Annotated in this window: 11 protein-coding genes and 1 pseudogene; 7 read left to right on the forward strand and 5 right to left on the reverse strand. The window is 60.9% G+C overall.

Going from position 1 to position 12,916, the window contains the following annotated elements:
• Positions 1-460 precede the first annotated feature (460 nt).
• Positions 461-1,609: an aldose epimerase family protein gene (locus tag FEM54_RS10875; protein WP_099549151.1), complete on the reverse strand. Its 1,149-nt coding sequence runs from the start codon at positions 1,607-1,609 to the stop codon at positions 461-463.
• A 138-nt stretch (positions 1,610-1,747) separates the two neighbouring features.
• Here FEM54_RS10875 and FEM54_RS10880 point away from each other — a divergent pair, with 138 nt between their 5' ends.
• Entirely contained in the window at positions 1,748-2,515 is a 768-nt protein-coding gene (locus FEM54_RS10880; RefSeq protein ID WP_017134567.1) for an SDR family NAD(P)-dependent oxidoreductase, read from the forward strand.
• Positions 2,516-2,520: 5 nt separating this feature from the next.
• Here FEM54_RS10880 and FEM54_RS10885 read toward each other — a convergent pair whose 3' ends face one another.
• Genes FEM54_RS10885 through FEM54_RS10895 form a run of 3 tightly spaced genes read right to left on the reverse strand, consistent with a single transcriptional unit; the run spans position 2,521 to position 4,549 of the window.
• Positions 2,521-3,123, reverse strand: a complete 603-nt coding sequence (locus FEM54_RS10885) for a glutathione S-transferase family protein (protein WP_017134568.1) — start codon at positions 3,121-3,123, stop codon at positions 2,521-2,523.
• 29 nt (positions 3,124-3,152) lie between these two features.
• Positions 3,153-3,686 (reverse strand): G/U mismatch-specific DNA glycosylase, encoded by a 534-nt coding sequence (gene mug, locus FEM54_RS10890; protein WP_138450835.1) that lies wholly within the window; start codon positions 3,684-3,686, stop codon positions 3,153-3,155.
• Positions 3,683-4,549, reverse strand: coding sequence for a LysR substrate-binding domain-containing protein (locus tag FEM54_RS10895; protein ID WP_099549155.1), 867 nt, complete (start codon positions 4,547-4,549; stop codon positions 3,683-3,685). Before FEM54_RS10895 ends, mug begins: the two co-directional genes overlap by 4 nt.
• A gap of 134 nt (positions 4,550-4,683) precedes the next feature.
• On the opposite strand from FEM54_RS10895, the gene FEM54_RS10900 reads away from it, so the two are divergent.
• From FEM54_RS10900 to FEM54_RS10915, 4 genes are read left to right on the forward strand one after another with little or no spacing between them, the layout of a single operon-like run.
• Positions 4,684-5,736 carry an agmatine deiminase family protein gene (locus FEM54_RS10900; RefSeq protein ID WP_017134571.1) on the forward strand — a complete coding sequence of 351 codons (1,053 nt, stop codon included), beginning with the start codon at positions 4,684-4,686 and terminating at the stop codon, positions 5,734-5,736.
• Between the two features lie 4 nt (positions 5,737-5,740).
• A complete protein-coding gene (aguB, locus tag FEM54_RS10905) occupies positions 5,741-6,622 on the forward strand; it encodes an N-carbamoylputrescine amidase (RefSeq protein ID WP_138450836.1) in 882 nt (293 codons plus the stop codon).
• The gene (locus FEM54_RS10910; protein WP_138450838.1) at positions 6,619-7,701 is read left to right on the forward strand and encodes an extracellular solute-binding protein; all 1,083 of its coding nucleotides are present in this window, start codon (positions 6,619-6,621) and stop codon (positions 7,699-7,701) included. Before aguB ends, FEM54_RS10910 begins: the two co-directional genes overlap by 4 nt.
• A gap of 8 nt (positions 7,702-7,709) precedes the next feature.
• Positions 7,710-8,810 carry an agmatine deiminase family protein gene (locus FEM54_RS10915; protein WP_099549157.1) on the forward strand — a complete coding sequence of 367 codons (1,101 nt, stop codon included), beginning with the start codon at positions 7,710-7,712 and terminating at the stop codon, positions 8,808-8,810.
• On the opposite strand, the gene FEM54_RS10920 is transcribed toward FEM54_RS10915, so the two are convergent.
• Positions 8,807-9,277 (reverse strand): MarR family winged helix-turn-helix transcriptional regulator, encoded by a 471-nt coding sequence (locus FEM54_RS10920; protein ID WP_178111042.1) that lies wholly within the window; start codon positions 9,275-9,277, stop codon positions 8,807-8,809. The genes FEM54_RS10915 and FEM54_RS10920 overlap by 4 nt on opposite strands.
• A gap of 275 nt (positions 9,278-9,552) precedes the next feature.
• On the opposite strand from FEM54_RS10920, the gene FEM54_RS10925 reads away from it, so the two are divergent.
• Together FEM54_RS10925 and FEM54_RS10930 are read left to right on the forward strand one after the other, a co-directional pair.
• The gene (locus FEM54_RS10925) at positions 9,553-12,732 is read left to right on the forward strand and encodes an efflux RND transporter permease subunit (protein WP_017134576.1); all 3,180 of its coding nucleotides are present in this window, start codon (positions 9,553-9,555) and stop codon (positions 12,730-12,732) included.
• A 1-nt stretch (position 12,733) separates the two neighbouring features.
• Positions 12,734-12,916, forward strand: a pseudogene (locus tag FEM54_RS10930) (efflux RND transporter periplasmic adaptor subunit); the annotation flags it as partial.

Here is a 12,916-nt window from a genome sequence, read left to right on the forward strand (position 1 = left end):
CTGTTGCTGTTGCTGTTGCTGTTGCTGTTGCTCCGGCCCTTACATCCTTTTCGATGACGAAGTCAGCGGTCTTTTGATCTGCGCTTTTGATCTTGATCTGAAATCGCCCCGTTAAACACGATGGCCGCAATTCGACAGGGATTTGGGGGGTAAACCGGCAGGGATGCCGGTTTAGCCGCGCTGGGCCAAGGATGGCCCATCGCGGCGGCCCCCCAAATCACTGTCGGATTGCGGGCATGCCGAGCCACAGCGAGGCACCGAGTGGTGGGGCGAGGACCTTTTGGTTACTTTTGCGTCCTTGCAAAAGTAACCCGCTGTAAGAGCGGAACCATAGGCGGCCGTTACCTAAATAACGGATATGTACTCAGCAATCCTGAGTCAACCCCAGACCTAAAACCGCCCCGGTATCCCCCCGGTCACAAGGAAAACGGCGGCGTCCACACCCCGGTTGCACCAACACTCAGTCGGCAGAAAACTTGAGCACAGTGTTCTGGCTATAAGTCTGCCCAGGATTCAACCGAGTCGAAGCAAATTTGGGTTGGTTGGGCGCATCAGGAAAATGCTGGGTTTCGAGGGTAAAAGCACTCCAGTGCTGATACGTCTTGCCGCCTTTGCCCTTCACCGTGCCATCGAGAAAGTTACTGGTGTAGAACTGCACCCCAGGCTCGCTGGTATAGAGCTTCAAGCGCCGGCCAGAAGCAGGGTCATGAACTTCGGCGGCGAGTTGCTTGATATCGCCCTGGGTGTCGAGCGCCCAGTTGAAGTCAAACCCGCCTTGTTTCGGCTCGGCAAATTTGAGCTGCGGATGCTCGTCCTTGATGTGCTGGCCGATCGGCGTGGGTTTGAGAAAGTCCATCGGCGTGCCCTTGACCGGTGCCAGCTCGCCGGTCGGAATCAGGGTGGCATTCACCGGTGTGTAATGGCTGGCATGCAAGGTCGCGACCTGCTTGAGAATGTCGCCATTGCCCGCGCCCGCCAGGTTGAAATAGCTGTGGTTGGTGAGGTTGAGCACGGTGGGTTTGTCGGTGCTGGCTTTGTAGTCGATATGCAGTTCGTTGTTATCGTTGAGGCTGTAGGTGACCTCGGTTTTAAGGTTGCCAGGGAAGCCCATTTCACCGTCCTTGGACAGGTAGCTGAGCTTGACGCCGACCGAGTCCTTGCCCTTGACGGGTTCGGCTTGCCAAACGTGCTTGTCAAACCCCTGGGCGCCGCCGTGCAGCGAATTTGGCCCGTCGTTGAGCGGCACCTGATAGCGCTTGCCATCAAGCTCAAACGCACCGCCCGCCAGGCGGTTGCCGAAGCGCCCGATGGTCGCGCCAAAAAAGGCCGTGCCGCTCTGATAGCCCTGCACGTCATCAAAACCCAGTACCACGTCATCGACCTTGCCGTTTTTATCCGGCACGTGCAGTGACTGCAACACGCCGCCGTAGGTGATCACCGTGGCTTGCATGCCGTGGCTGTTGCGCAAGATGTACTGCTCGACGGCGGTGCCGTCATTGGTTTTACCGAAGGGTTTGTGTTCGCTGGTGAGGCCCGCAGCCTGGGCGCCGCCGCTGGCAATCAGCAGGGACAAGGCGAGGCCGGAAAGCAGGTGACGAGGGTGCTTCATGGTCGAACTTCCTTTTGTTGTTTTCAGTGGAATAGTTCTACTAATGTGCGATATTTTGTCGTTGCAGCAGCAGATTTATAGCCTTTTACGGCCTGTTTGCAAAATAAAATAAGACTAATTAAGTGAGGCAACCTTTATATGACCACTCAGCAGGCTGTTTACCCCGACCTTGAGGGTAAGACCGTTCTGGTTTCCGGTGGTGCCTCAGGCATCGGCGAATTCCTGGTGCGCGCGTTCGCCGCGCAGGGCGCCAAGGTGGGTTTTGTGGACCGGGCGCAAAGCCAGGGTGAGCGGCTGGCCGCGCTGCTGCATTCCCAGGGCTACAAGGTTGAGTTCGTGTGTTGCGACATCACCGATGAAATCGCCTATAAAGCGGCGATCGAACGCTTTGAGCACTCGTTGGGGCCGATCACCGTACTGGTCAATAACGCGGCCAACGATGTGCGTCACACCCTGGAAGAAGTCGATTCGGCGATGTTCGACAGGCTGATCGCGGTCAACCTCAAGCACGCGTTCTTTGCTGCCAAGGCCGTGGTGCCGATGATGAAACGCGCTGGTGGCGGGGCGATCATCAACCTGGGCTCGGTGGGGTGGATGATGGCGTCTGCTGGCTACCCGGTGTACGCCGCCAGCAAGGCGGCGGCCCATGGCATGACCCGCGCCCTGGCACGTGAGCTGGGGCCGAACCATATTCGCGTGAATACCCTGGTGCCCGGTTGGGTCATGACCGAAAAACAATTGGCAATGTGGGTCGATGATGCGGCCAAGGAGCTGATCAGCCGCAGCCAGTGCCTGCCCGGCAGCGTACTGCCGGAACACATCGCCAATATGGCGTTGTTTCTCGCCTCCGATGCCTCGGCGATGTGTTCGGCGCAGAACTTTATTGTGGATGGCGGCTGGGTCTAGGCCTGCTACTCGATGGGGTAGCGCTTGAACGCCGGGTGCTGTTCCAGTTGGTCGGCGTGACGTTGCAGGTTAGGGAATGCCTTGGGGTCGAGCACCGACGGCAGTTTGAGTTGGGTGAACGACCACGCGACTGCCGCGGTCAGCGCCGCCTGGGTCAGTGGCGCGTCGGTGGTTTGGGCAAGGTGCTTTTCCAGCAGCGAATAGGCGGCCAACAGTTGACCGGTCACGCGGTCTATCCACGGTTCATGGCGTTTTTCTGCCGGGCGCAGATTGTCCTCATAGACGATCTGCACGGTTTTCTCGCAGGCCGCCAGGGCCAGCCCGAGCAGGTGCAGTTCGTGGGCGCGGGCGCCCGGCGCTTGTGCCAGCAGCTTCTTGTCGGTGGGGGCCTGGGCTTCGAAATAATCCAGGATCAGGCTGGAGTCCATCAGCAAGGTGCCGTCGTCCAGCACCAGGGTCGGCGCCTTGACCACCGGGTTGATCGCGTGGAACTGCTCGAAGGTGCTGAACACCGACACCGACTGATGTTCAAACGCCACGCCGTACAGGTCCAGGGAAATTGCCACGCGGCGTACGTAAGGCGAGTCAAGCATGCCTATCAGTTTCATGAAGCCTCCGTTGCTTTCAGGTGATGGGATCAGGAGATTAAGGGCACATGATTGTCCTGCGCAATGGCCTTGCGCAGTTGCTGATAGGCATCCACTAACTGCTCCAGGTTGAACGCCAAATTGCGCCCGCTGGGGTTGGGCAACACCCATACCGCTGCGCCGCCCAACAACAGCGGCTGCAACCCCCAGGCAACCTCGCGTTGGCCGGACACGGCGCTATAACCGACCTTGCCCAGAAAGGCCACGAAGCGTGGCTGCCAGCGGCGGATTTTTTGCTCAAACGCAACCGCGGCGTCGTTGAATTCATGCCGCGCCAATTCCCCCGCACTCGCCGTCGGACGCTCCACCAGTGTGGTCAGGCCGCAGTGGTAGTCGAGCAAGGTGCGCCCCTCTTCGGGGTGAATTTCATGGGGCGTGAAGCCGGCCAGGTGCAACGTGCGCCAGAAGCGGTTGCTGCGGTTGGCGAAGTGCAGGCCCAAGGCGGCGGAGCCTTTGCCGGGGTTGATGCCGCAGAACACCACGTTCAAGTGCTCGGTGAGGATGTCTTCAAGTCTGTCGCTCATGTCGGGTCTATCTGCAAACGCATCAGCAGCCATTCGGTAAAGCTGCGGGCCAGTGGGTCGTTTTCACTGTCACGGTGGGTCAACAGCGCCCAACTGGGACCGCGAATGGTGGCTTCGACCAGCGGCGTGAGCAAACCATCGGCCTGGGCCTGGCGGCTCAGCAGTTGGCTGACCAGGCCGATGCCCAGCCCGCTGCACACGGCATCCAGCAGTAAACCTGGATCGGAAAAATTCAGCCCGTGGTCCTGTTGGCCCACATCAATACCGGCCTCCACGGCCCAATGGCTCCAGTCCATCTCTCGCTCGCCGTGCAACGTGGTGCGCTGCGCCGCAGGCACAGACAGCAGCTTGGGATGGCAAGCCGGAAACAGGCGGTCGGCATGCAGCACCTTGAAGCTGCATTCGGCCTGGGAGCTGATGTCGTCACGCACGGCCAGGTCGATGGTCTGGCTGGCCATGTCAGGCACTTCATCGGTGCTGAAGATCCACAGGTCTACCTCCGGGTGCCGCTGACGAAAGTCCGCCAGGCGTGGCAGCAGCCAGTGACGAGCAAAGGTCGGCGTGGTGTTGAGCACCAGTTGATTGGGTTTGCGGTACTGCCCCAGGCGTCGCACGCCCACCGCCAGTTGTTGCAGCAGCGCCTGGGTGGTGCTGAGGAAGTCATAACCTGCGTCGGTGAGGCTCACGCTGCGCCCGCTGCGTAAAAACAGCGGCTGCTCCAGGTAAGCCTCCAGGCTGCGGATCTGCTGGCTGATCGCCGATTGGGTCAGGTGCAGTTCTTCGGCAGCCTTGTGGAAACTGCCTAGCCGGGCGGCGGCTTCAAAGCCGCGCAGGGTGCCGAGGGGCGGCCAGTGGTTGAGCATATCGATAAGCTCCGCTAATCAGTTTTCTACAAAATCCATCGTTTGTTTGGTCTTTTCAGCCTACGTAGCATGTGCGCCAAGACTCCGTGGGCAGTTTTCACTGAACACAATGACTTAACTCAAAGGTGCTTGTCATGCAGCGTAGTGAAATTTTAAGCAGTGGTTGGTGTATGCCCGCGGAGTGGTCCCATCATGTGGCGACCTGGATGGTCTGGCCGCATAACCAGGCGCTGTGGGAAAGCACCTGGGGTGTGACTTTGGCATTGGTGCAGCAGGATTTTGCGCGGGTCGCCAATGCCATCGCACGTTTTGAGCCAGTAAAAATGATTGTCGACCCTTCGGCAATCGCCAGTGCCAAAGCCCTGTGTGGCCCTGGCATCGAGTTGATCGCTGAGGCCGTCAATGACAGCTGGTGCCGCGACTCCGGCCCCACCTTCATTTGTCACCCGCAACAGGGTGCGGCGGGTGTGAGCTGGCGCTTCAACGCCTGGGGCGGCAAGTCGGCCCATGACTTGGACGAAAGCCTGGCGCGCCGGGTGCTTAATCACCTGGGGCTGGAATGCTTCGGCACGCCGCTGAGCAATGAAGGCGGCGCGATCCATGTGGACGGCGAGGGCACCTTGATCACCACCGAATCGGTGCTGCTCAACCCCAACCGCAATCCCGGTATGACCAAGGCCGAGATGGAAGAGGTCTTCGCGCGCCTGCTGGGGATCAAAAAGACTATCTGGCTGCCCGGCGACCCGGATTACGTCACTGGCGATATGACCGACGGCCACGTCGACGGCGTGTGTGCCTTCGCCCGCCCTGGCCTGCTGCTGGTGGATGCCACCCACGATCACCACTCGACCTACGCCCAAGTAGTACGCGAAAACCGTCGCGCCCTGGAACTGGCCACCGACGCCCATGGCCGCCGTTTCGAACTGATCGAACTGTATGAGGCCACCGACGCAGTGGACACCGATGCAGAAGTGTTTTGCGCCTCCTACACCAACTTCTACATAGCCAACGGCGCAATCATCATGCCGGCCTATGGCATTGAGGCTGATCAGGTTGCGGCTGAGGTGCTGGCCCAGGCGTTCCCGGGCCGTGAAATCGTGCCGGTGCAGATCAACCACCTGGCCCACGGCGGCGGCGGGGTACATTGCATCACGCAACAGCAACCGGCCTGGCCGTTAAAGGGGTAATGCCATGACTGTATTGACGATTGCTACTACCCAGATGCCGTGTACCTGGGACTTGCCGGGTAACCTCGACCGCGCCGAGCGGTTGGTGCGCGATGCCGCCGCACAGGGCGCCCAGGTCATCCTGCTGCAGGAGTTGTTCGCCACGCCGTATTTCTGTATCGAGCAGCATCACAAACATTTGGCACTGGCCGAGGAGTATCAGCACAGCCACGTGCTCAAGCGTTTCGCCGCATTGGCCAAGGAACTGGGCGTGGTACTGCCGCTGAGCTGGTTCGAAAAGGCCGGTAATGCCTACTTCAATTCCCTGAGTGTGGCCGATGCCGATGGGCAGTTGTTGGGCGTGTACCGCAAGACCCATATCCCCAACGCCATCGGCTACCAGGAGAAGGAATATTTCAGCCCCGGCGACACCGGTTTTCGCGTCTGGGACACGGCGTTCGGGCGCCTGGGTGTCGGTATCTGCTGGGACCAGTGGTTCCCCGAAACCGCCCGCTGCCTGGCGTTGCAGGGTGCTGAAGTGTTGTTGTTCCCCACGGCCATCGGCTCGGAACCCGGCTGCGCGGCGCTCGACTCCCGTGACCACTGGCAAATGACCATGCGCGGTCACGCCGCCGCCAACCTGGTGCCGGTAGTGGCGGCCAACCGCGTAGGCCGTGAAGTGGCGACAACGGATGCGAGCCTGCAAATGGATTTCTATGGCTCGTCGTTTATCTGCGACCACAAAGGCAAGCTGCTGGTCGAAGCTGATCGCGAATCCACTGGCGTACTCGTGCACTCCCTGGACCTGTCTGCGATGCGCGAAGAACGCCGGACCTGGGGCATCTTCCGCGACCGCCGCCCGCACATGTATGACGCACTGCTGACCCTGGACGGACGCCCATCATGAGACTGCTTTTGAGCTGTGCCCTGATCCTCACCAGCGCCTGCGCCACGGCCGATGACAAGACGCTGAAACTCTACAATTGGGCGGACTATTTTGCGCCGGACACCTTGTCGGCTTTCACCGCCGAGACCGGCATCAAGGTGATCTACGACGTGATGGACGGCAGCGAAACCCTGGAAGCCAAGTTGATGGCCGGCGGCAGCGGCTACGACCTGATCTTCCCCGGCGACACCGTGGCCGAGCGCCTGATGCGCGCCGGCAGCCTGCAACCGCTGGACCCTGCCAAGCTCACTGCGCTGGATGATATCGAGCCGGGTTTGCAGAAGTTGCGCAGCCACTACGTCAACTCGAACAAAGCCACGGTGCCCTACACCTGGGGGACCATCGGCCTGACCTACAACACCGCACAGATTAAGCAGCGCTTGCCGAACGCGCCGGTCAACAGTCTCGACCTGCTGTTCAAGCCCGAATTTGCCGCCAAGTTCGCCGACTGTGGCATTTCGCTGATCGATTCACCGGATGAAGTGCTGGCCGTGGTGCTCAACTACCTGGGGCGCGACCCGCGCAGCGCCAAACGTGAAGACCTGGCCGCTGCCAGTGACTTGCTGCTCAAGCTGAGCCCGTATATCCGCAAGTTCCAGTCGCAACCGGTGACCGACTTGGTCAACGGTGATTTGTGCCTGTCTCTCGGCTACAGCGGTGACATGACCCAAGCCCAGCGCGCCGCCGATGCGGCCGGCAAATCGGTGACCTTTGGTTATCACATCCCTCGCGAGGGCACCACGGTATGGATGGATACCATGGCCATTCCCGTCGACGCCCAGCACCCGGAATACGCCTATGCTTTTATCAACTTCGTGATGCGCCCGCAGAACATGGCCGCCATCACCAACTTCACCGGCTACCCTACGGCCAACGCCAAGGCCCGCCCGGCGGTGGAGGCAGCCATGCGTGATAACCCGCAAATTTACCCGGATGCAGTCACCTTCGAGCGGTTGATTGCCGGCAAAGACATCCCCCAGGCGGATATGCGTGCGCGCATGCGCATGTGGACTAAATTCAAGACAGCGACCACCAAGTAGAGACCCCCATGCCAACCCGTCGAACCTTCATCAAACAAGCCAGCGTGGTCTGTGCCATGACCTTACTCACCACCCATGTACGTGCCGCTGTCAAAGGCCGTTTCTACATGCCCGACGAAGGCGAAAAACACCGCCAAGCCTTTATCGCCTTTGGCGCCCAGGACGCTATCTGGGAAGACTTTACCGCTGATGTGCAAGCGGCCCTGGGCCGTATCGCCAGGGCGATTGCCAACTATGAGCCGGTCACTGTGTTCTGTCGCGAAGACGAGCGCGCATTGGCGGAAAAACACTGCGGCACGCGCAATATCACCTTTGTCGAAACCGAGTTGGACGATATCTGGATGCGCGACACCGGCGCCAATTTCGTCATCGATGGCACCGGTGGCGAAGGCGCAGTGGATTTCAACTTCAATGGCTGGGGCAACAAACAACAACATGCCGATGACGCGCAGTTGGCGGCGCTGGTGGCCGAAGAAACCGGCGCGCGCCACATTCGCAGTGAGCTGGTGGGCGAGGGTGGGGCAATCGAAGTGGATGGCCTGGGCACCGGCATCATGACCGAAAGCAGTTGGATCAACCGCAACCGCAACCCCGACTGGAGCAAGGCCGACGTGGAGGCCGAACTTAAGGAACGCCTGGGGCTGCGCAAGATCATCTGGCTGCCGGGCATCAAGGGCAAGGACATCACCGACGCCCACGTCGACTTCTACGCCCGGTTTGTGTCGCCCGGCGTGGTGCTGGCCAACCTCGATACCGACCCCGAGTCCTACGACCACAAAGTCACCCTTGCGCACCTGGAAATCCTCAAGAACGCCACTGACGCCGACGGCCGCCCGTTGCAGGTGCACACCGTATCGCCGCCGCTGAACCCGCGCAAAAACAAGTTCAGCAAGGGTAACGAGGACTTCGCCGCTGGGTATATCAATTATTTTGTGATCAACGGCGCGGTAATTGCGCCTGAATTCGGCGACCCGGAGGCGGACCGCAAGGCATTGGACCTGCTGTCACGGCTCTACCCGAGCCGCAAAGTGCTGCAACTCAATATCGATGCGATTGCCGCGGGCGGCGGTGGCATTCACTGCGTCACTAACCACCAGCCGATGGCTTAATCGTCCTTGGCCAGCAGGGTGCGGGCAAATTCGTCGGAGGCGATAAAGTCCAGGGTCTGGCGCAGTTGCGCCGCCGCTTCACGGCCGAATGCCTGATCGAAGCGTTCGGCCATTTGCGTGGAAATACGCTTGGCCGCCAGGTGGGTGCGCTTGCCTTGTTCGGTCAGCAGCACGCGCCGGGTACGCCGGTCGAGTTCGTCCACGCGCAGCTCCACCAGGCCGTCACGTACCAGCGGTTTGAGCGTGTGGCCGAGCGCGGACAAATCCATCACCAGGGTTTGTGCCAGCTCGCCCATTTTCGGCGTGCCGGCCTTGGCGATGCGGTTGAGCAGCGCGTATTGCGTGGCTTTGAGCCCGCAGGGCGCGAACGCTTCGTCATAGATCTGGCCCAGGCGGCGCGAGGTGCGGCGCACGGCACCGTTGACGCAGGCGCTGGGGCTCTCGGAGCAAGGCGGGGCAGATTTCAAGGGCAGATACTCTCTGATACAAAACACGACGCGGCTGATTATGCCTGCGCGACCTGTCAGGACAAGGCCTTTCGGACCGAACTGACGTTCCAGATGAAAGCTGAGACAGCTTGAAACAAATTAGTTGCGTATGCCACTAAGTTCGATATCGTGGCATATGCCTCTTTGTGACCGGGATGTCGTTACAAAAACCCCAGGACGTGCATGGGGCGAGGCGGGAAAACGGCATGGCGAAGCCTGCTTGATCAAACAATCTCCTGTCTGGATCACCTCCTATGCTCAACCTCGTGCGCATCGCCTTGCTGCGCCCCTATACCTTTTTGGTATTGGCCATTTTCATCCTGATTGTCGGGCCGCTGGCGGCCTGGCGCACGCCGACGGACATCTTCCCGGAAATCCGCATTCCGGTGATTGCGGTGATCTGGCAGTACACCGGTTTGCCGCCGGACCAGATGGCGGGGCGCATCACCTCGCCGTTCGAGCGGGTGCTGACCACCACCGTGAACGACATTCGCCATATCGAAGCGCAGTCGATGAACGGCTACGGGATTGTGAAGATCTTCTTCCAGCCCGGCGTCAACATCAGCACCGCCAACGCCCAGGTGACGTCGGTGTCCCAGGCGATCCTGCGGCAATTGCCGCCCAGCACCGTGCCGCCGCTGGTGCTCAACTACAGCGCCTCCACCGTGCCGATTGTGCAGCTTGCACTCTCTGGGCCGGGGCTGAGCGAACAGCGCTTGGGTGATATCGGCCTGAACCAGGTGCGCCTGATGCTCACCAGCGTGCCCGGCGCAGCACTGCCATACCCGTTTGGCGGCAAGAGCCGGCAAGTGCAGATCGACCTCGATTCGGCGCGCATGCAAGCCCGTGGCCTGTCGGCACAGGACGTCGCCACTGCCCTGGCCACGCAGAACCTGATCACCCCGGTAGGCACCCAGAAGATCGGCAGCTACGAATTCAACCTGCAACTGAACAACTCACCTTCGGACTTCCATGACCTGGAAAACCTGCCGATCAAGACCGCCGACGGCACCACCGTGCTGATCCGGGACGTGGCCACCGTGCGCGACGGCAACCCGCCGCAAACCAACATCGTGCATGTGAACGGCAACCGCTCGGTGCTGCTGCCGGTGCTCAAGACCGGTTCGGCATCGACCTTGGGCGTGATCGCGGGCATCAAGGAAAAGCTTGCCGACAACAAGGCTGCGTTGCCGCCCAACTTGAATATCGATTTGATCGGCGACCAGTCGCTGTTCGTGCGTTCGGCCATCAGCGGCGTGGCCCGTGAAGGCTTGATCGCGGCGGCGCTGACCAGCCTGATGATTTTGCTGTTCCTCGGCAGTTGGCGTTCGACGGTGATCATTGCCACCTCGATTCCGCTGGCGATCCTGGCCTCGATAGCCACGCTTTCGGCGCTGGGCGAAACCCTGAATATCATGACCCTCGGCGGCCTGGCGCTGGCCGTGGGCATCCTGGTGGACGATGCCACGGTAACCATCGAGAACATCAACTGGCACCTGGAGCAGGGCAAACCGGTGCAGACGGCAATCCTCGACGGTGCGGCGCAGATTGTGACGCCGGCGTTTGTCTCGCTGCTGTGTATCTGCATCGTGTTTGTGCCGATGTTCTTCCTTGATGGTGTGGCGCGCTTCCTGTTCGTGCCGATGGCCGAAGCGGTGATCTTTGCCATGATCGCCTCGTTCCTGCTGTCGCGGACCCTGGTGCCGACATTGGCCAACTACCTGCTCAAGCCGCATCTACACGGCGACGACGGGCACGCACCGTCGCGCAACCCGCTGGTGAATTTCCAGCGCGGTTTCGAAAAGCGTTTTGAAGCCTTTCGCGAGCGTTACCACAGCGTATTGCACAGCGCCTTGCACCATCGTCGCGCGGTGGTGATCGGCTTGCTGGCGTTTGTCGCCGTGTCGTTTGCGTTGGTGCCGTTCCTGGGCCGCAACTTCTTCCCCGAGGTCGATTCCGGGTTGATCCTGTTGCACGTCCGCGCTCCGGTGGGCACACGGGTGGAGAGTAATGCGCACCTGATTGCCGACATCGAAAACGCGATCCGGCGTAAAGTCCCGGCCCAGGAACTTAAAGCCTTGGTCGACAACATCGGCCTGTCCATCAGCGGTATCAACGTGGTGTACAACAACACCGGCACCGTGGGTTCCCAGGACGCCGATATCCAGATCAGCCTCAACGAAGGCCACCGCCCGACCGCCGAGTACATGCGCCAATTGCGCGAAACCCTGCCACGGGAATTCCCGAGCGCGGTGTTCTCGTTCCCGGCCTCGGACATTGTCGGGCAGATCCTCAACTTCGGTTCTTCGGCACCGATCGATCTGCAAATCACCGGCAATAACCTGGCGGCTAACTTCGCCTATGCCAGCGCGCTGCTGCGTGATATTCGCCGGGTGCCGGGGGTGGTGGATGCGCGCATCCAGCAGTCGCGGCAATTGCCGACGTTCAATATCGACGTGGACCGCACCCGTGCGCAGTTGGTCGGCCTCACCGAGCGCGATGTCACCAACAGCCTGGTGGTCAACTTGGCGGGCTCCAGCCAGGTAGCGCCGACGTTCTGGTTGAACCCGGCCAACGGCATTTCCTACCCGATCGTGATGCAAACCCCGCAATACAACCTGGAAAGCCTGGCCGCACTGCACAACTTGCCGCTGAGCGGCAGCAATGGCGCGGCCACCGACCAGACCTTGGGCGGCCTGGCGAATATCCAGCGCAGCCACAGCAGTTCGGTGTTCAGCCAGTCGGATATCCAGCCGGTGGTTGAGGTGCTGACGGCGATTCAGGACCGCGATTTGGGTGGCGTCGCCGCCGATATCCAGAAAATCATCGCGGCCCACGCCGGTGAAGTGCCGACCGGCTCCAAGGTGATTTTGCAGGGCCAGGTGCAGACCATGAACGCGGCCTTCAGTGGCTTGCTGTTCGGCCTGTTGGGCGCAGTGGTGCTGATCTATCTGCTGATCGTGGTCAACTTCCAGTCCTGGGCCGACCCGTTTGTGATCATTACCGCGTTGCCGGCGGCATTGGCGGGCATTGTGTGGATGCTGTTTGTCACGCATACGCCGCTGTCGGTGCCCGCCTTGACGGGGGCGATCATGTGCATGGGCGTGGCCACCGCCAACGCCATTCTGGTGGTGAGCTTCTGTCGTGAGCGCCTGGCCGTGCATGGCGATGCCGTGCAGGCCGCGCTGGAGGCCGGTTACACGCGGCTGCGGCCGGTGTTGATGACCGCCATCTCGATGATTATCGGCATGGCGCCCATGGCTTTGGGCCTGGGCGAGGGCGGCGAGCAGAACGCGCCGCTCGGCCGTGCGGTGATCGGCGGGCTGGCGTTTGCCACCATCGCCACGTTGATTCTGGTGCCATTGATTTTCAGTCTGGTCCACGGGCGTCGCCAACACGCCACGCTGGCGACTACCGTTTCCCAAGGGGTTTGACATGTCCGTTTCCATTGCTGAAAAAAAGCCGTCCCGTGGCCTGCTGTGGCTGATCGTGGGCGGGGTGACGGTGGTGGTCATCGTCGGTGTCGGCCTGAGCGTGCGTGCCAGTGAGTCCCGTGACCTCAAGACCTGGACCGACGCGCAGGCACTGCCCAGCGTCAACCTGGTCAAGCCGGTGGTG

Origin of the sequence: Pseudomonas edaphica (assembly GCF_005863185.1) — a bacterium.
Taxonomy (GTDB): domain Bacteria; phylum Pseudomonadota; class Gammaproteobacteria; order Pseudomonadales; family Pseudomonadaceae; genus Aquipseudomonas; species Aquipseudomonas edaphica.